This window comes from Wolbachia endosymbiont of Tetranychus urticae, from assembly GCF_046529255.1.
Classification (GTDB): domain Bacteria; phylum Pseudomonadota; class Alphaproteobacteria; order Rickettsiales; family Anaplasmataceae; genus Wolbachia.
The window spans coordinates 1,135,875-1,155,937 of the sequence record NZ_CP114181.1 but is presented as its reverse complement, the minus strand read 5'-3'; the positions used below and the strand labels follow the sequence as shown (position 1 = coordinate 1,155,937).

Annotated in this window: 14 protein-coding genes and 3 pseudogenes; 10 read left to right on the top strand and 7 right to left on the bottom strand. The window is 34.7% G+C overall.

Annotated elements, in window-relative coordinates; translation table 11 throughout:
* Positions 1–73: 73 nt before the first annotated feature.
* The 3 genes from mnmA to O1Q06_RS06025 all read right to left on the bottom strand — a co-directional run bounded on the left by mnmA (position 74) and on the right by O1Q06_RS06025 (position 3,913).
* Entirely contained in the window at positions 74–1,180 is a 1,107-nt protein-coding gene (mnmA, locus tag O1Q06_RS06035; protein ID WP_410543164.1) for a tRNA 2-thiouridine(34) synthase MnmA, read from the bottom strand.
* A 226-nt stretch (positions 1,181–1,406) separates the two neighbouring features.
* Entirely contained in the window at positions 1,407–2,474 is a 1,068-nt protein-coding gene (locus O1Q06_RS06030) for a rod shape-determining protein (protein WP_410542406.1), read from the bottom strand.
* Positions 2,475–2,494: 20 nt separating this feature from the next.
* Entirely contained in the window at positions 2,495–3,913 is a 1,419-nt protein-coding gene (locus O1Q06_RS06025; protein ID WP_410542405.1) for a carboxypeptidase, read from the bottom strand.
* A 274-nt stretch (positions 3,914–4,187) separates the two neighbouring features.
* Here O1Q06_RS06025 and O1Q06_RS06020 point away from each other — a divergent pair, with 274 nt between their 5' ends.
* The 5 genes and pseudogenes from O1Q06_RS06020 (at position 4,188) to ftsH (ending at position 9,294) form a co-directional block, all read left to right on the top strand.
* Positions 4,188–4,667 carry an OmpA family protein gene (locus tag O1Q06_RS06020; RefSeq protein ID WP_264330627.1) on the top strand — a complete coding sequence of 160 codons (480 nt, stop codon included), beginning with the start codon at positions 4,188–4,190 and terminating at the stop codon, positions 4,665–4,667.
* 139 nt (positions 4,668–4,806) lie between these two features.
* On the top strand, positions 4,807–6,102 hold the full coding sequence (tilS, locus tag O1Q06_RS06015; protein ID WP_410542404.1) for a tRNA lysidine(34) synthetase TilS: 1,296 nt from the start codon (positions 4,807–4,809) through the stop codon (positions 6,100–6,102).
* A gap of 12 nt (positions 6,103–6,114) precedes the next feature.
* Entirely contained in the window at positions 6,115–7,245 is a 1,131-nt protein-coding gene (locus O1Q06_RS06010; RefSeq protein ID WP_410542403.1) for an ATP-binding protein, read from the top strand.
* A 57-nt stretch (positions 7,246–7,302) separates the two neighbouring features.
* Positions 7,303–7,452, top strand: a pseudogene (locus tag O1Q06_RS06005) (tRNA(Ile)-lysidine synthetase); the annotation flags it as partial.
* 12 nt (positions 7,453–7,464) lie between these two features.
* Positions 7,465–9,294, top strand: a complete 1,830-nt coding sequence (gene ftsH / locus O1Q06_RS06000) for an ATP-dependent zinc metalloprotease FtsH (protein ID WP_410542402.1) — start codon at positions 7,465–7,467, stop codon at positions 9,292–9,294.
* Positions 9,295–9,419: 125 nt separating this feature from the next.
* Here the strand turns inward: ftsH and O1Q06_RS05995 are convergent, their stop codons facing one another.
* The gene (locus O1Q06_RS05995) at positions 9,420–10,289 is read right to left on the bottom strand and encodes a hypothetical protein (protein WP_410542401.1); all 870 of its coding nucleotides are present in this window, start codon (positions 10,287–10,289) and stop codon (positions 9,420–9,422) included.
* A gap of 217 nt (positions 10,290–10,506) precedes the next feature.
* On the opposite strand from O1Q06_RS05995, the pseudogene O1Q06_RS05990 reads away from it, so the two are divergent.
* The 5 genes and pseudogenes from O1Q06_RS05990 to O1Q06_RS05970 all read left to right on the top strand — a co-directional run bounded on the left by O1Q06_RS05990 (position 10,507) and on the right by O1Q06_RS05970 (position 18,987).
* Positions 10,507–11,512 (top strand): annotated as a pseudogene (locus O1Q06_RS05990) (IS630 family transposase).
* A gap of 215 nt (positions 11,513–11,727) precedes the next feature.
* Positions 11,728–12,315, top strand: coding sequence for a recombination mediator RecR (gene recR, locus O1Q06_RS05985; protein WP_180708353.1), 588 nt, complete (start codon positions 11,728–11,730; stop codon positions 12,313–12,315).
* 14 nt (positions 12,316–12,329) lie between these two features.
* Positions 12,330–13,550, top strand: coding sequence for a P-loop NTPase fold protein (locus O1Q06_RS05980; protein WP_410542400.1), 1,221 nt, complete (start codon positions 12,330–12,332; stop codon positions 13,548–13,550).
* Positions 13,551–13,708: 158 nt separating this feature from the next.
* Positions 13,709–15,613 (top strand): molecular chaperone HtpG, encoded by a 1,905-nt coding sequence (htpG, locus tag O1Q06_RS05975; RefSeq protein ID WP_410542399.1) that lies wholly within the window; start codon positions 13,709–13,711, stop codon positions 15,611–15,613.
* A gap of 38 nt (positions 15,614–15,651) precedes the next feature.
* Positions 15,652–18,987: an ankyrin repeat domain-containing protein gene (locus O1Q06_RS05970; RefSeq protein ID WP_410542398.1), complete on the top strand. Its 3,336-nt coding sequence runs from the start codon at positions 15,652–15,654 to the stop codon at positions 18,985–18,987.
* Here the strand turns inward: O1Q06_RS05970 and O1Q06_RS05965 are convergent.
* The 3 genes and pseudogenes from O1Q06_RS05965 to O1Q06_RS05955 all read right to left on the bottom strand — a co-directional run.
* Positions 18,895–19,557 (bottom strand): annotated as a pseudogene (locus O1Q06_RS05965) (IS982 family transposase); the annotation flags it as partial. The gene O1Q06_RS05970 and the pseudogene O1Q06_RS05965 sit on opposite strands and share 93 nt — an antisense overlap.
* On the bottom strand, positions 19,521–19,661 hold the full coding sequence (locus tag O1Q06_RS05960; protein ID WP_410542397.1) for a hypothetical protein: 141 nt from the start codon (positions 19,659–19,661) through the stop codon (positions 19,521–19,523). The pseudogene O1Q06_RS05965 and the gene O1Q06_RS05960, both read right to left, overlap by 37 nt.
* Positions 19,662–19,729: 68 nt before the next feature.
* The gene (locus O1Q06_RS05955) at positions 19,730–20,014 is read right to left on the bottom strand and encodes a hypothetical protein (RefSeq protein ID WP_410542383.1); all 285 of its coding nucleotides are present in this window, start codon (positions 20,012–20,014) and stop codon (positions 19,730–19,732) included.
* Positions 20,015–20,063 lie beyond the last annotated feature (49 nt).

Sequence of the window (20,063 nt, the reverse complement as noted above, 5' to 3'; positions counted from 1 at the left end):
AAGAATATAGGATAAAACAGCAATAAATTTTATTGTATGTTTACATTCTGCATTAAAAAATTAAACCACCAAGTTAGGAGCATATCCAACCTCCACCTATAACTTGTTCGCCCGTATATGCTACACAGGCTTGACCTGGACTGATGCCAAAGTAATCGTCGTTTAAAATTACACAGGCTTTGTTCTTTTCGTCAGTTGAATATATTGTCGCTAAGCTTCCTGCATGTGATGACCTAAGCTTCACAGTTACTTCCATGCCTTCTTTTGGTTGTTCTAACCAATTTAACTCTTTGACCAATATCTTTTTTTGCATTAGAGCATTGATCGGGCCTACTACAACTTCATTATTTTCTGTATTAATTTTTATCACGTAAAGAGGCTCATTGTGTGCGATGCAGAGGCCTCTTCTCTGTCCCACTGTAAAATTTACTATGCCGCTGTGCTCACCTAGCACTTTTCCATGAATATCTACTATTTTACCTTTCTGTACAGATTGTGGAGCTAATTTAGCTATTATTTTACTATAGCTTTCGGAAACAAAGCATATATCTTGACTATCCGGCTTTTCAGAAATTTGTAAGCCAAAATACTTTGCTAATTTTCTTATATCACTTTTATAGAACCCACCTAATGGAAATCGCAAAAGCTTTAACTGCTCCTCAGTAGTTGCAAACAAAAAATAACTTTGATCTTTACTTTTATCGATGCTTCTACACAATTTTACCTCACCATTTTCTTCTAATCTTCTTACGTAATGTCCTGTTACGAGCACATCCGCACCAAGATTTTTTGTAACTTGCAATAGATCGCGAAATTTTACTGTTTGGTTACACCTTACGCACGGTATGGGAGTTTCTCCACGCATATAGGTATTTGCAAAATCCTCTATTACTTCCTTTTTGAATATTTCCTCGTAGTTTAAAATATAGTGGGGAAAGCCAACACTTTCAGCCACGTATTTGGCATCATAAATATCCTGTCCAGCGCAGCATGCACCCTTTCTCGCATTACCATCACTGCCATAGAGCTGAAGAGTCACACCTATCACTTCGTACCCAAGGTTATACAGCAGTGCTGCAGCAACGGAGCTATCAACTCCCCCGGACATTGCAACAATAGCCTTAGTTTGATGCGGAGCTTTATCTTTTAATAAAGGTTCAATTTCAAATTCTTTTAGCATATAATTTATAAACACAAACCTGTGTCAAGCACTGGAATCCAGTTTCTATTACACAATTTCATCGAAACAGCATACTTATTTGTAGTCAAGTTCCAGTGTCAAGCGCTGGGATGACACCCCTTCCTGCTGGAAGTTGCCTTTAAATTACTTGGTGCGTGACACTGGGATCTCATTTATATTACATAATTCCATCAAAACAATTCGATAAACTGCCTTCAAAAACAATTTAATCTTGCTTGAATAAAACATGGCCAAAATAGTCCATGTTTTCAAGTACTTTTCCGCTACCCAGGGCAACACAACAAAGTGGATCATCTGCAACACGAACTGGTAATTTTGTTGTTTCACTAATAACTTTACTCAAGTTGCGCAATAACCCACCTCCACCAGATAAAATTATTCCTCTATCAACTATATCAGAAGAAAGTTCGGGTGGAGTACTCTCCAGTGCAGTTCTAATAGCAGAAATTATCTGATGTACAGGCTCTATTAGGCTCTCTGCAACTTGATATTCTGATAAAAGCATTTCTTTTGGCATACCACTCACTAAATCCCTGCCTTTAATTATCATTCCCTCTTTGTTGTTTTCAACTGGCAGACTGGCTGAACCGACGTTTTTCTTAATTTTTTCAGCAGTTGTTTCGCCAATCAATAACTTATGATTTTCACGAATGTATGACTTTATTGCCTCATCCATAACATCACCACCTACTCTGGCAGAACGTGAATAAACAATTCCACCTAAAGAAATAATTGCAACTTCAGTTGTACCACCTCCTATGTCAACAATCATAGAACCTTCAGGTTCGGTAACTGGAAGTCCAGCCCCAATTGCTGCAGCCATTGGTTCTTCAATTAAGAATACTTCATTTGCACCAGCACTTTCTGCTGCATCTTGTATAGCACGCCTTTCAACTGGGGTAGATCCAGATGGAACACATATGATAATACTAGGCTTATTAACAGTGAATCTTGTGTTTGCGCTGCGTATAAAATATTTTAACATTTCTTCCGCGCTTTTAAAATCAGCAATAACTCCGTCTTTCAAGGGTCTTATCGCTTCTATTTCTCCGGGTGTTTTTCCGAGCATCATCTTAGCTTTTTTGCCAAAAGCATAAGGAACGTAACTTCCTTTTTCTTTTACTCTTGCTACAACTGAGGGTTCATCAAGCACTATCCCCTGACTTTTCTGATAAACTAAAGTATTTGCAGTACCAAGATCTATAGCAATATCGCTAGCAAATAAACCTTTGAAAGTAAAAAAATTTCTGATTAAATTCTGAACAAAACTCATACACAACTCAAGAAAACCATTTATTGAGACAAATTATACTTTTCAGATAAGTAGCTAGTGTAGGACTCAATATCTAAATCCCTACCTGTTACCTTTTTTAGCTGTTCCAAAAAGCCATAATTTGCACTATATACATTTTTAGAGAACCAATCGATAAGTAAACTGAAATCTCCTTTTACTATAGAATCTAAAAATTCGTAATGATTTTTCTTAATGAAAGAAAAAAACTGCACAGCAGCGATTAACGCTATGACTTTAATAGGAAAGTAGCCTATAACACCACTTATCCAATACTCATCTTGAAAATAAGTGTCTAGCTCATTTTTAGCTTTTACTGAAATCTTGTAATGCTTCATACCTTCCAGCCATTTATCGTGTAGATCTTTAACTTCTAACGTACCATTTATTAGATCTTGTTCTAATTTAGTTCTTAGCATAATGTGAGCCAATAAACTAAATTCATCCGCATTCTTCAAAAAAGATGAAAGATTTACTTTATTGAAAATCAAATACAAATTTTCAACACTACTATTAATTTTGCCTTTTGTAGAAAGTTTGTCCTTTACGTGTGGTTGAATGAACTCAATAAATTCTCTCGATGTCCCAATGATCCTTTCCATGAATAACCCTTGAGTTTCATACATAATATGTTTTGTAATTGAGCTCTTTATAGAATTTTGCGCTAAACATTTTTGATGAATTGCATAACCAGTATGCCGTAAAAGTAAAAATAAACCATAACAAAGGTCAGATTCATCATAATCGATAGGATCGTAATAAGAAATGGAAATCTCATTTGGTGTAACACTCATTTGCTGTAAGAATAAGGAACCAAGTTCAATCTGTCTCTGAACCGTAACTTTTTGTATATTAGCAACCTTATCCTTCTTCTGCTTTTGAGTTACTTTCTCTACATTTTCACTAAAAAATTTACCTAGCTTAGGAAATATTTCCTTTATGTTCTTTTCTGTGATATTAGAGTCATAGTCAGCAAGCAATGACTCATAGTTTGAGCGCTTTAATTGCTGCGATTTTATAGAAGCTGCTTCACGAGTAAGCTTAATTAGGTTAGTAAAGCATTCTTTCAGCTTTTCTAAGTTACTAATTTCAGAATTAGTTAGCCTCCATAAGTTTTGGCATTCAATCTTAGCTTTGGACAAAGATTTTACTAAATCAACAGGAATAGCACTGCTGCTTTTGTGTATCCCCTCTATTAACTTTAGCTGCTGAATATTAGCACTCTTTTTATTCCTAAGAGCATTCGCTAATGATTCCTTTATTGCATCATGAGAGATAATTTCATGTCTGATTTCCTCTAGAAGACACATTTGTTCAACTTTGTCCTCTACATTCAATTGGCTTTTGCTTAGTAGTTTTAGTATGTTTTCGATATTCCTTACCTTATGTAATACTTCGTCTAAAAACTTACAAGATCTCATTTTTATTCATTGCTTTGAAACATTTGCTTAATATCGTAATAGATTAATAATAAAGTTAAAAGTATATTTGCTTAAAGTACAATAAAAAATTGTATTTTTATTCTTTTATTGTACTTCATTGCTGAGAATTGAGCGCCTTATCAGAAAATTAATAATAAGATTGTAAAGAAAACATTTAGTATTTTATTTCCCTTGACTCTATTCTAGTATAGAGGGATTATTGGTACTAAAATTAAAATTACGCACTATATTTTAAATTTATGGAGGTTTAGTGATGTGGAGTAGACTGATTATAATGTGTTGTTTTTGTTTACTGCTTACTGGTGTAAGTTCTTGCCCTAAAAAAGGAGTAAATACGACAAATAAAATGAATGCTGTTGTTAAGCAGATAGGTGATAAAAGAGTTTTCTTTGGTTATGATGAATCTAGTATCAGTGAAGTGAGTGCAGATGCATTACTTGACGTGATGGAGGTGTTACAAAATAATCCTGACGCAAAGGTCACTTTAACTGGTCATACTGACAATCGTGGTTCTCACGAGTATAATCTTGCACTAGGAGCTAGAAGAGCAGATGCAGCTAAAAAATTTATGGTCAGCTGTACGCCTTACCTAGAAAATAGAATCAAAACTGCTTCTAAAGGTGAAACTGAGCCTTTGGTTAATGTAAAAGATGATTCTAGAAATTCCAAGTATGAGAGAGAGCATGCTAAAAATCGTAGAGTAGAATTTTCATTCTCTGGGATCAAAAGTTAATCTTCTCCGCATCCCAGTGCTGAGCACTGGGATGATACAGTGTACAAATCCTTTGCACAGATTGTTAGTTTGCTTGTATTGAAGTTCCGTAGCGATATAATGTAGAGAGACATAAACTACCTGACCGTCAAGAAACATAATGCGATTGGAGCTGTCATTTCAAAATATAGTTAATAAGTTTGCTTTTCATGATAATCGAGTTGCGATTGCAGTATCAGGTGGTGTAGACAGTGTAGTTTTATTGCACTTAATGATTAATTGGGCAAAAAAAAATAAACCTTCACTTCCTACAGCATTAACAGTAAATCACGGGTTACGTTTAGAATCTCAAAAAGAAGCTGATTTTGCTGTAAGCTATGCAAAAGAACTTGGGGCAAAGGAATCGTTCATATTAAATTGGGAGAAGAAAAATATTAAAGGCAATATTCAGTTGCAGGCACGAAAAGCACGGTATAACTTATTAACAAAATGGTGTAAAAATAATAATGTTAAATATTTATTTGTTGCTCACCACAAAAATGATCAAGCAGAAACGTTCTTGTTGAGATTAGAGCGGGGTAGTGGCGTAGATGGATTATCATCAATGGACTATAAGTATTTCTTAAATGGTATTTATGTATTTAGGCCGTTGTTAAATTTTAGTCGTAGTGAAATAGAAAAGTATGCTAAACTTCACCAATTAAGATGGATCGAAGATAGAAGCAATTATGACTTAAAATACAGACGAACTTTATACCGTAACTTACTTAAAGCAAGTGATAATCAAGATGTTCTAACAGAGCGAATATGCCTTACAGCACTTCATATGAAAAGAGCTGCAAAAGCGTTGATGCACTACACACGCCTTGCACTTAATGACTGCGTTAATATTCATGATCTTGGTTATATTGAAATTAAACTAGATGAACTTTATAAACTGCCAGAGGAAATAGCTTTAAGGCTTCTTCTTTATTCTATAATGGCAATTGTCAACAAGCACTATAAACCAAGGTACCGTAGCCTTATCGCAATATTTAATAGAATATTGCAACAAAATAGTGATGTTAATTGCACACTCTATGGATGCAAAATAAGAAAATATGGAGAAAGTATTTTGATAATGAGAGAATCGTCAAATATACAGGAAATTACTGTACACTTACCATTAAATTGTTCTATTGAATGGGATAACAGGTTTAGCTGCACAATATTTGGAGATCAGGAGTGTTCAGTAACTATTGCTCCGCTAAAGAAAACACAAAAAATCCCTGAATTTCTAAAAAATTATGATTATTGCTCTGAAGTTTACTATTCTTTGCCTACAGTACAAAAAGATGGAAAGATGCTTGCTTATCCATGTATAAAACATGATAGCAAGCATATTGGTGATGATGAGATTAAATATTTTATCACTAGCGTAATAAAGGAAAATTTGCTAAAGTTAATTGATGTTTAATTAAGGATTACAATGAGTGGGGCAAGGTTTTTTAAATTTGTTTTATTATGTCTAACAATCGCTGCTTTTATTTATCTTATGTATGTTCTTTTTTTTAAAATTAAAGCTGCTGCGGCCACTATATCCTTCATGCCTATTATTATAACATCTGCTGTAGTGACATGTTCAGTAATATGCACTGCAGCTGTATTAGGTTTTGTTATCTATTTAATGAAACCATCTAAAGTAATAGAAGTTGAGCAAAGTAAGCAAGAAGTAACGTTTAACGATGTTATAGTATCAGATGAAGTAAAAGAAGAGTTACGAATGATTTGTGATATTATATCACAAGAGACAAAAATAATGTTTGAAAAAGTTGGCTTTAAGCCACCACAAGGTTACCTTTTACACGGTCCACCAGGAAATGGTAAAACACTTCTTGCTCGCGCTGTTGCAGGTGAAGCTAAGCTTCCGTTTTTTTTCACTTCCGGAGCTATTATTGCTGGTCAATTTGTTAATCAAGGTGCGCACGATATACAAGAACTTTTTCACACAGCAAGAAAAAAGGCTCCTTGTGTAATTTTTATAGATGAGATAGATTCTATTGGTTCAGAACGTATTGACTCTAGGAGCCAATCTAATAGAGCTATAAACGAGGACCATAACAAAACTTTAAACCAATTATTGATTGAAATGGATGGTTTTAATGTTAGCAAGGGTGTAATAGTAGTTGCTGCAACTAATCGTCGTGAAGTTTTAGATGAAGCGCTTCTTAGGCCTGGCCGTTTTTCTAAGCATATCTATATTCCCCTACCAGAATTGGGCTCACGAGAAAAGATATTAGATCTTTATATGAAGAATGTGCCAGTTGGATCAGATCTAAACCTTAAAGAAATTGCAGAAAAAACTGAAGGCTATTCAGGTGCTGAGTTATCTAATTTAGTAAATGAGGCCAAGCATAATACTGTAAGGCGTACTCAAGAGCGAAAAATGGAAGAACCTGTTGTTAGCATGGGTAATTTTACAAAAGCACTTGAAGAGTTTAATAGTACACATAAAAAATTCAAGAATAGAAAAGCGAGCAATACAGGTAATAATGTAATAAGTGCATTACTACAACCTGCTGTAGAAAATTATATGCAGCAGCATCTTACCACTACATAACACATATACTTATTGCAGTGAAAAACAATTTTTTAAATTTGTAATTATTTTTCTAAAGTTTACTACTCTTTTCCAACAGTGAAAAAAATGGAAAGGTGGTTGCTTATCCTGATGTAAATTACAACGGAAAAATACGGTGATGATAAGATTCGATGCATTATTAATAGCACGATAGAACAAAATTTGGTAAGCTCGATTAGTATTTAATTAGAAATGTAAATGAAAAAATTTTTAGAAGGCTTATTGATCTGGTTAGTGATTATTGTTCTTATTTCAGTTGCTTATATTCAATTTAGCGGAAGTATAGGTAAGAGTAAAACAACCATACCTTTTTCAGAATTTTTAACTAGACTAGAAGATAATGATATAGAAAATATTACAATAAGAAACCAAAGCATCGAAGGGAAGTTTAGGGACGGGTCAGCCTTTAACTCAAGTGGTGTTATATATAGTGACTTAATAAAAAGTTTGCATGATAGGAAAGTGAAGTTCTCCTTTTCAATTGGAGACTCTGCAATAGGTATAATTGGTGGATTACTTATTCAATGGGTTCCGACGCTTATCTTTATCGGTTTATTACTTTTCCTTTTTAAACAAATGCAAGCAGGAGGTAATAGAACTATAAGCTTTGGCAAATCAAAAGCTAGGCTTATGACTACTGGAAAAAAAGTGACATTTGATGATGTTGCTGGGATTGATGAAGCAAAAGAAGAGTTGGTTGAAATTGTTGATTTTCTTAAACAAAGGCAAAAATTTCAAGTGTTAGGTGGGAAGATACCAAAAGGATGTCTTTTAATTGGTTCCCCTGGAACTGGTAAAACTCTACTTGCTCGTGCAATTGCAGGTGAAGCTAATGTACCGTTTTTTAGTATTTCTGGATCTGATTTCGTTGAAATGTTTGTCGGTGTTGGTGCAAGCCGTGTCCGGGATATGTTTGATCAAGGCAAGAAAAATGCTCCTTGTATAATTTTCATAGACGAAATAGATGCAGTAGGTAGGCATCGCGGCATTGGTCTTGGTGGCGGTAACGACGAAAGGGAACAAACATTAAACCAGTTACTGGTTGAGATGGATGGTTTCGAGTCTAATGAAGGTGTGATAATAGTTGCTGCAACTAACCGTCCAGACGTCCTAGATCCAGCACTACTTAGACCTGGTCGTTTTGACCGACAGATTACTATTTCTTTACCTGATATAAATGGGCGTGAGAGAATATTAAATACGCATATAAAGAAAATATCGATAGCACCAGATGTAAACGTAAAAACAGTTGCGAGGGGAACGCCAGGTTTTTCAGGGGCTGATCTAGCAAATTTAGTGAATGAGTCTGCGCTTATTGCTGCAAGAAGAAATAAGAAAATTGTTACCATGGATGATTTTGAGTATGCACGTGATAAAGTGATGATGGGCATGGAAAGAAGGTCCTTAGTCATTACAGAAGAAGAAAAAAGGCTTACTGCTTACCATGAAGCTGGTCATGCAGTAGTTTCAGTTAATATGCCTGCTTCTGATCCTATACACAAAGCAACAATTATTCCACGTGGTAGAGCACTCGGTTTAGTTATGAGACTACCAGAAACAGATAGAGTGTCCCTCACAAGAGAAAAGATGCTAGCAGATATAACTGTTGCAATGGGTGGACGTGTGGCAGAAGAGCTAATTTTTGGCTATGATAAAGTCACAAGCGGTGCATCTTCAGATATAAAACTAGCATCAGATTTATCACGTTCTATGGTGACAAAATGGGGAATGAGCGACAAAATAGGTCCGATCTATCATAATCGCGAACAAATCACACATGATTCTGAGACAATTTCTGAAGATACGTTAAGACTTATAGATGAAGAAGTAAAGAAAGTCGTATTTTCTTGCTATGAAAAAGCAAAAGACATTTTAACCAAGCGTAGGAAAGACTTGGAGCTCATTGCTGAAAATCTACTGGAGTTTGAAACTTTAACAGGAGATGAAATAAGAGACATATTAAGTGGAAAAAAAATTGTTAGAAATGAAAATGAAGGTAAAGAAGAGATAAGAAGATCCTCTCTCTAATAAGATCTGGCTTTATTTAACCGCTAAAACAAAAATTTTTAATTAATTAGCTTAAGTTATAAGATCATAGTTAAGCCGATGTATTTTATAAATGGACTTTTTTGAACATTCTTCCAATTTTTTTTCTAAATAACTCTTTGCCTATTTAAATAAGTATGTTCAGTATTAGAGCTTTCCGGACCGCTACTAGGAGAAAGATTAGGTTCTTGACCTTTAAACATCTCTATTAGCTTTAATAAAGGAGCAGTTCCTGCTACAATAGCTCCTATAACAGCAGTAGCACCCATGATGAGAAGAATCGGTTCTGCAGTGGTGATCACACAAAGCTCAATACATAAACCAGCAATGGCCATACCAACCATTATACCAATGAAAGCACCTACAATTATGGATGAAACTACACCAATTAATTGTCCTATTTTTGAACTAAGTGGTACTTCTCTTTCACGTCTAATACGCCTAATATAGCGCGACCTCATTTGTCCTCTCATTATTACATTTTCATCCCTGTTTCCAAAGAGATTCAATGACGCTTCTCTTTCTCTAATAAAATTTGGCCGCATTTGTTGTTCTCTTGCCCTTCTTCGCTCTCTCATTATTATGTTTTCCTCAAAGAGGTTTAGTGGTACTTCTCTCTCACCTCTAATTCTAACATGATTTAGCTGTGCTTGTTCTACTAATAACCTTATTGTACTTTTTATTTCATTTAGCGGTGCTCTTCCTCCAATATCCTTAATTGCCTTCTCAAATTTTAATAGCGACTTGTTATTTAGTCTGACATTATTCAGAGAATCACAAACAATAACCCAATCTAAAATTGGCTTTTTTTGACCACCATACTCTATATAATAATTAATGTGTTCCTTTAGTTTTTTAATTATCTCTACGGCTCTTGTTTCCATAGCTTCTATGGCGCTATCTTCACTTTCTATGAGTATATTGAAAACAATTCCTAATAACTCCTGTTGTAAATCCTTTCGTTCTTTAATATTCATAATTAGCCTCAACTTTTATATGCTATTTTGCCAAAATAATTTTACCAAATAAGTAATATATATACAATAATTCTCGTTTAAAAGTTTTTTTACATTGGCTTATCTCAGTTATGTTTTAGGATGTAAAAGCTTCTTATACCAATTCCCGCTATACAAGCAACGAATAGAAAATAATGGAAAAAAGCCATACTGAAGTAAGTAAAATAGCGAGGTTTAGATGGCATTAAGATCAAAATTATTGGATGAAAAAGTGGTGAAATCAGCAAAAGAGATGCTGAAGAGAGTAAGAAATAATGCGTATGTTGCAAAAAAACTAAATGCTGTAATTGCAGCAAAAAAGCACAGTATAACAGCTGTAGCAAAAATATGTTGCATTTCGAGAAAGGCAATTACTACATGGATAAAGCACATAAAATTTGGAAGAGAAGAAAAATTATTTGCTCCACCTCAACGCCGTAGAAAAACTATATTGAACCAAAGTCAACTTGAACGAATTGAGTTGTGGATAGAGGAAAACCCCAATATTACTATTAGAGAAATGAGAATAAGAATCCAAGAAAGATTTGGTTTGAATATCAGCAAATCCGCAATACATCGTAATATGCAAAGAATGAAATTCTCATATATCACACCAAGACCAGTTCATAGTGGACAAGATAAAAACAAGCAAGAGGAGTTTTAAAAAAAACCTCAATGAAACTATTGTCATGCATTCTGAAAAAGAGCTATTTTTCTTCGATGAATCACGGTTTGGTACACATTCGAAAGTTGGACATGGGTGGTTTAAAAAAGGCAGTAGGACACAGGTTAAGGTAAAATTAGGTAGGGAAAATTTTTATCTCTATAGTACAGTTAATCCCAGAAATGGAGAGAATTTTAGCTTATTTGCACCAAACGTCAACACTGATTGTATAAATATATTCCTTGAACAGATGTCGTAATATTTAGGAATACGAAAGGCTTTTCTCTTGATGGATTGCGCTAGTTGGCATAAGTCAAAAAATTTAAAGGCACCTAAAAATATCGAAATTATATACCTACCACCATACTCACCTGAACTCAATCCTGTTGAGAGGTTTTGGTTATATATAAAACAGAACATTTTACGCAATAAAATCTACGATACAATTGTTCTGCTTGAATGCGCTTTGTGTAAATTTATTACCTCTCTTTCCCCTTCCACGGTTAAACAACTCTGCTATGCTTCTTATTTGGTTCATTAATAATGAGAATTGGTATAACTACGCAAATGTGTGAGATAATTTCAGTTATACCTGAATCAGAGTTAGGTTACAGTAGATTGTGATTACATTAATTTTTTCAAGACAGTTCTAAAAAAAGTGGGAAATCTTTTTCATAGCCAATCAAACTAAGCTTTCTTTACGAAAGGTTTGATGTTATCATTTTATAAACTATATCCTGAATTTGTTAAATGAACATTAATATAAAGAATTTAGTTCATGCTTTTTCTAAATTGCCAAGTTTAGGTCCATCATCATCACGAAGGTTAGTTATACATTTGCTCCAAAATAAAGAGAAAGTCATGCTACCGCTTGCATCTTTGATTAGAGAGCTAGCGGATCTTATAATAGAGTGCAAAATTTGTGGAAACCTAGATACTAAATCGCCGTGTTCTATTTGTACTAACCCAAAGCGTGACACCAAGTTAATGTGTGTAGTAGAAGAATTGGGTGATCTATGGGCATTTGAAAAAGGGAATATATATTCAGGTATGTATCATGTTTTGGGTGGAAGGCTATCAGCAATAAATGGCATAGGTCCAAAAGAACTGAATCTTGATAACATTCCCAAAAGAGTTACAGAATTTAAAATTGAAGAGGTCATTATTGCAATCAATCCGACATTAGAAGGCCAAGTTACTGCGCAATATATAATTGAATTGCTAAAGAATTCGAATGTAAAAATATCGCGCCTTGCTTGTGGTATACCGATAGGTGGAGAAATTGACTACCTAGATGAAGGGACTCTGAAGATAGCGCTTACTTCAAGACAAGAGTATGAGTAAATACAAAAGAAGGTATGTGCTTAAAAAAACTTATATCGCTAATAACATTTAAAAAAAAAGAAGAGGAGAAATTGCCTAAGGTAACAACTTGGGAGAATGATTGCTTAGGCTATAAACAAGTTGCAAGTAGATTTAGTAATATAATTAAGACAATTGATCAGTTTTTTTCGATCGTATCCTTAGAAGGATATGATAAGTGGGGTAAGACATTTTTTTTGAAAGAATGGGTAAAGGATCTAGAGCAGCAAAATGAAATTGCAGCTTATTACAGCGCATGGGATATTAGTGCGCTAGATCAACCATTGCCTTCTTTTTTGCATTTCTTGTTTGAGGATCTATTCGCATCATACAAAGTAAAAAGGAGTGTTATACAGCAGTTCAAAAACATAAACCAAGAACTATTTTCTCTCAATACATTAGGAAAGCTGATCAGTAAATCTCCACTTGCTATGCTTTCAGTATTTCTCGATGCTGCAAAAGAGGCTGATAAGAAAGACATTGGTTTTGTCTTGGGTGAGTTAAATCTTCTCCAAAGGAGAAAAGAGAACATTAGAGATTTTAAAATACAACTAGCAGATGTGGTTAATAAAATCAGGAAAGACAAAAACATTTATATAATGGTGGATGATCTTGATATATGTCGCCCTAAATTCATTGTCGATTTTTTAGAATCCATAAAGTACATGCTTGATGTTGAGGGACTGGTTTTCATTATCTCTGTTAGCCAAGATAAGAGTAATGTGCAAAGAGCAATTAGCACAATACTTGGACCAAATTTTAGCCTAAAATCTTTTACTGATCTCTCTTTGCATTTGCCAAAACAGCCAACAGAGCAGTTTATAAGAAAACTGTTTGAAAGTTCTGAATTACCGAAAAAATCAAAGAGCTTAATTATAGATAGCTTTATATTTTATGCAGAAAGCTTCTCATTATCACTGCAGGCAATACAATACTGTATAAGGAGAATAAAGCTATGTTTTTTGAACCATGCAAAAGAAGAATTACTTGATCCGAATTTATTTACATTTTTAGTAATACTACAGTCAGTAAACACTGATTTGTACGAGGAATTATATTCATCACCTCAGAAAGTACTGGAGAAGATTGAGAGTGATTTAATGCCAAATGGTCAAGAAGAATGGAAAAAGCTTAAAATCTCTCTTGAGACTACTTTTAAAAAAAAAGAATCAAAGACTAACAAAGCTTTGAAGCAAATAAGAGATATTATATTCTAGCACTTTCTTCTTAATTTGCATGACACAATGGTTGTACTTATTCCAGTTTAGCATTGGAACCATAAGTTGGCCCACATAAATTTTAGCATGTGTGACCTTGAAAGATCGCAGTGCAATACTTAAATCATTAGAGTAGTAGGCTAATAATGGAGCTCAAAATGCACAACATACAAGAAACTGAAAGTTTAAAATTTGACGCTGAAGTAGGCAAAGTACTAAATATAGTAATTCATTCACTTTATACTAATAAGGATATTTTCTTGCGTGAGTTAATATCAAATGCATCAGATGCATGTGATAAATTGCGCTATGAATCACAATTAAATGCTGATTTGTTAGATTCAAGTGATGAGTTGAAGATTACTATTAGCTCCAGTAAAGATAAGAATGAGCTGTATATAACCGACAATGGAATTGGCATGAACAGGCAAGATTTAATAGATAATCTTGGCACGATTGCAAGTTCTGGTACGCAAAAATTCTTGGATGCAATTAAGAATAATAAAGATTCGAGCCAAGCTGTAGAGCTGATTGGAAAGTTTGGTGTTGGTTTTTATTCAAGCTTCATGGTTGCTTCAGAAGTTATAGTAGAATCAAGGAAAGCCGGAGAAGAAGAGTCTTGGGTGTGGAAATCTAAAGGAGATGGAGAGTATTCAATCAGCAAATTAGATGGTCAAATCTCTCGTGGCACAAAAATTACGCTCATCATGCGTCCTGAAGAAAGCGAATTTTTAGACAAATTCCGTATTGAAAACATCGTTACTACTTACTCTGACCACATAAATTTTCCCGTTGAGTTTGTAAATGAAGAAGGAAAAAGTGAAAAATTAAATAGCAAAGCTGCAATTTGGACTAAGCCAAAAAATGACGTTACTCCAGAAGAGCACAACGACTTCTTCCGTGGTGTTGCACATGTGGGCGGTGAGCCTTGGATGATATTTCATAATAAAAATGAAGGTGCAATAGAGTATACGAACTTGCTTTATGTTCCTTCTATCAAGCCTTTTGATTTATTTCATCCAGATAGACGCTGCTCTGTAAAATTGTATGTAAATAAAGTGTTTATCACTGAAGATAATGTGCAGATTATACCGCAGTACTTGCGTTTTTTGAAAGGTGTGGTTGATTCACCGGATTTGCCTCTCAATATCAGCAGAGAAACACTGCAAAATAACCGTGTAGTTGAGCAGATTAGGAAATCTTTAACTAAGCGCATAATATCAGAGCTCGGCAAAAAAGCAAAAGAGAATTTAGAGGAATATACAAAATTCTGGGGCAATTTTGGTGCGGTGTTAAAAGAAGGTCTTTGCGAAGCTATGCCAACTGATGAAAGAGAAGCATTGCTTTCCATTTGCAGATTTCATAGCACCAGTGATGGTAAGCTAGTTAGCATTGATGATTATATAAGCAGAATGAAGCCTGAACAGGAACATATCTACTATCTCACAGGAAATAGTCTCGATTCAGTAAAAAACAGTCCACAACTTGAAGGATTCGTCAGCAAAGGATTGGAAGTGCTTCTATTTGTTGATCCAGTTGATGATTTCTGGACTAGCGTAATTCATGAATATAAAGATCAAAAATTTAAGTCTGTAACTCGCGCTGATGTTGATTTAGAAAAATTCTCTTCAGAAGAAGGTAAGAAAGATGAAGAAAATAAATCAGATGAAAACAAAAGCGAAGAAAACGCGGATTCTATACTCGAATACTTCACCAAGGTTCTTGGAAGCTTAGTAAAAAGTGTAAAGATCTCTAAGAAATTAACCGATAGTCCTGTGTGTCTAGCAGTTGATGAAGGAACTATGGATCTCCGTATGGAGCGTTTTTTACGTGAACAGAAGCAGCTAAATTACCGCACGCCAAAAGTACTTGAAATTAACATTAAGCATCCTTTGATAAGAAACATAATGGAATCTCACGCTGAAAATGGTGAAAATCCAACACTTGGAGATATAATTTACTTATTGTTCTATCAAGCTTGTATAGTGGAAGGTGAAGAAATGGAAGACGTAAGTCTGTTTGCTAAAAGACTCAATAATTTGCTTGGCAAAATTTCTGTTTAATGCTATAATTAACTTAGCTAATGGTCAGGGGGTAAATCATGGGTGGTTGGAATTTGCTTGGTGGGCTCATGCCGCCAGCAGTAGATACTGCAGAAGAAAGGGAGCGTCGCCATTCCAGAGATTCAGGTGCTGAAGAAGAATTCGAAGTTTTAGAACAAGAAGAAATTAAGGAGCATCGTCATTCTGGAGATTCAGGCAATTGTTCAGAGGTTGAGGAAGGACAAAATACTAACAGAGCAATTGAATTGGAATTTCAGCTAACACAATCTTTGCTAAGTCAAGTAAAGGCAGGTGAGAATAATAGGAATGCAAATTCTGGCAAGCAAGCACAACTTGATTTGGAAAGAATGGATTTTGTAATTAATGGGCAAACAATAAGCAAAGCGTATGTTCACGAGTCATATTGCCAGCACAATCACTTAATTTCGAGTGAAAATGCAAATTACCGCCTGTTTGCTAAGCAAGTTTTCACAGAAATGTTTAAATATGCTAAGGCAGAAACTCCAAATGACAATATATTAGAAGAGTTAATTACTAATTGCAATCAGGCTGGGTATGATGGCTCTTTGTTAATGCAGCTCTCTCATATATTCTCTAAGCATAAACTAAGCTTGCCTCATGCCAACGATAGAAAGATAAGTATTGTATATGATAGCCAAGGTTCTCTCAATATTCAGTATTGTCCAAGTATGCCTGTTAGAGAACTTGATACGAATAAGGAAATATGCAGGGTTGATGCTGTTTTAGAGTTCACCCTTAAGTTTCGAGATAGTAAGGTAGAGTATGAAAACGGCAAAGTAACACTTGCCATTCCTGAACAATTAGAGAATTACAAAGCTGATGGCAAAAGTTTGTTAGATGAAATAAATAGGCATTTCGAAGATGAGGACAATAGAATTACAGAGACTCTTGAGAAAAATATGAATGAAGGACCTAAGTCATTTGCTGCTGAAGACTTGTCTATTACTGAGAGTTCATCTGATAGGAGTGAAGTAGCAAACAAAGTAGTTACTGATCCAGGCATTTTAGGTAATGTTGCGAATGTATTGGTAGGTGTTGCAGAAGTTACAGCAGTTGTAGCAACAGAGTTATTTTGGCCTCAAGATCAGGTTAATATAGAACCAAGGCATAATGAAGAAGAATTTACCATTATCCCTAAAAATTTAACCTTTGATGGATTAATAGACGTTATAAATAAAGCAAAAAATTATGGTGATTACGCAGGTTTAGATAAAACTATAAATAATATAGAGGAAAGTGATAGATTTATTACTGATTTAAATTGTGGTAATTTGAAGGATTTTTGCTCTCAACAGCTTAATTTGACTGATCATATGCACAATGTGCTGTTGAATAATAGTTATGATGAAACAAATGGTTATTATAATTATTCAGTAAAAGAGCTTTCACTACTAGCCATTGCAGCTAATGATATGCTTGTGGAAAGATATGCAAAAACGCATAAAAGTATATTATTTACGCAAGATGAAGGTCTTGATAGGCTACTTATTGGTGTTGGTGGACAGCGCTATACTAAGCTTTTATTAGAAGATTTGGAAAAAAATCGAAGTACTATTCTACCTTGGCATAGCATATGTGAAAAACTTCGAAGGGCGTTGTCTATTCGTAATCAAGAATGCGTGAAAGCGGTATTAGATAAATTTAAAGATACTGAAGCCAGGTCTAGAGTTTCTGATATGTCAGAAAAATTTTTGCACTATGCTATACAACAAGATTTTATAGATGTAGCAAAGACTATTATTAATCATAAAATTGCTGATATTAATAGTATAGACAATTCAGGGCATGCACCTTTGCATTGGGCTGTGGCACGTAATAATTTAGAATTAATGGGCTTGCTTATTGGAAATGGCGCTGAAATTGATATTCAAGATGAGAGGCATGGCAGAACAGCTTTACATTGGGCTGCTTACCATGATAAATTTGAAATAGTAAAATTACTTGTAAACAAGGGAGCTGATTGGAACATTCAAGATAGAGATGGCAAAACAGCTTTAGATCTGGTAGGAACGAAAAGTTTATATTTGGTAAGGGAAGAAAACAGGGAAAAATCTTCTAGTGAATCAAAAATCACAAAATTTCTTGAAGGTTTAGATGATAAAACACCTTTGCATTTAAATATTAAAAAAGATCTAGAATCCAAAAATATTGATAATCAACAGCCGCAAAGAAACATTGTTGATAAAGTAGAGAATGTTATGAATAATGAAGAGGCTTCAATAGAAGAAGCTATAGGTAATAATTGTGAGGAGGGTAAAATGCCTGGAAATGAAAACATTATAGGAGAAAAATTGTCTGATCCTGTCGATAGAATCAATCGTGATACTATGATAGATTTATCAAAGAAATTAGATGGTAGTGTATGTAAATCCACTTTACAGAAGCTCTTGAGTCAAGCAAATGACAAGATGACAAGCTTGGGAGAGGGTAAGCAGAAAGAGGATCTTGCACAAATAATAGCATTGCTTAAAAACGAGCTCGAGCACATTGATGCATCATCAGTAGGCAATGATGTCGAAGCTACTGCAAGTGGTCAACAAATTCCTGTGGAAAAGGTTAAAGAACGTGAATCGGATTCACCATCACTGAGTTCTGAAGATGATGATTTTTCTAAACTTGAAGGTAATAAAAGTGATTGCTCTGCCGGAACTTCCTCAGACTCTAATAGTAATTCTCCATTTGAAAAAATTAGTAAAGAAGGTCATGAAACAAGAATATCTGTAATTGACACAGTGGAAGCTGAAGCAACAGCTAATGGTACTGTTTCTAGTAATTCTGTTCCTTGTACTTTAAGAGTAGAATTAACAAGTGATGATGAAGATGAACTTCTTTCGATTAAAATTGAAGATGTTAATAATGATATTAACGTTAATCAACCTACTGAGCATGTAGAACAAGTTGCTAACGGAAATGGACAGCCAAAAACAGAATTGCCAAGAATTAATGAGCAAAGCAGCAAAAGTGGCCTCAAAAAAAATCCACAAAGTACAAAGAAGTATGTTGTAGCTGCTTCTGCGCTTGCAATAGCCGGTATTGTTTCAGGGGTGGCTGTTGCAGTTTACTTGGAAATGTTAGCGGTAGGAATAGCAGTTGCAGCTTGTTGTCTTATTGCAGCTACAGTTACATACTGCTGTAGACCTAAAAACGCTAATTCTGGATTAAGGAAGGAAGAAAGTATAGGAAATGGAAGGCTTTTTGGATTTCAAGGAATAGGAAATGAGAGTAGAAAAGATGTGAACCAAGAAATTAACGGGAGATCTATGGCGAGTATGTTCAATTTCAAGTCTATTTTTGAGGTAGCCAAAAATCGTCTCAATGATCGACCTTTTTCTCAGCAAAATCTTTTCATGTAGTGAAATTAATGCGTTTTTCATCCCCTTTTTCACCTTGGTAACAAGTTTCAAACCGCGGTTAAACAACTCTTGGAAAAGCTCTTTTTTAATATAGCCTTTATCACCAAACAAAAGACCGGTTAATTTCTTAGTTAGGTTTGCTACAGGCTCTCTATCGTCAACATTACCTCTTGTAAGCGTAAAAGCTTGAATTTCACCTTTCTCGTTAATTATCAAATGTAGTTTAAAGCCGAAAAACCAGCCATATGTACTCTTGCTTAATTTTGCAATTCCAGCAAAAACCTTATTTCTTGATATTCTTTTTGCATGGCAAACTGCAATAGGAGTTGTATCTATGTATGAGATTCCAGTAAGTTCTGACCATCCGCAAAGGCACTGTAATAGCATGGCTAAATGCCACAAAACCCTGGGCTTTAGAGCAACAAACCTAGTGTATGAAGGCAACTTCGAAAACTCTGATTTGTAGAGCAATGTTAGGTAATGCAGGTAGAAAGCCTTAAAATTTTCACAGGGAGATTGCTGATACAGGAGGATTATTGTGATAATTTCCGAATGTGTAATTTCTGGCACTCTTGTGGGTTTTTACCGTTTGGCAGTAGTTTATCTGCAAAATTTTTCTCTATATCTCTGCAAAAATCATCGACCAGACAAAACAGTTTTGTTATATCTTCCATGGGTAACCTCATCTATTTTTTTCTATTTGTTGAGTTTACCCTACTCTCCTGACTTTTCTATTCTCTTTTTAATCCAGAATTAGCGTTATTAATGATTTTGTTTTAGTGGTCTTATGAAATGTAGCATTATCCATAACTATGGTTGTGCCAAGTGGCAATTTAGGTTTCTCCAACCATATATTGAATACCTCTTTGTCACACCCACCTTTGAAAGTCATTGGTGCAATAAATCTCATTCCAATCCACCCGGCTACTATACTGATTCTCTCTCGCTGGAATATCTGCATAAATTTTCTTTCCTCTTGGAGCACGTCCATATTCTCGGTATAACTTATTATCAACTCCTGCTTCATCTATATATAAGATGCTGGAATGGTCTATTTTTGAGATTTTATCAATAAA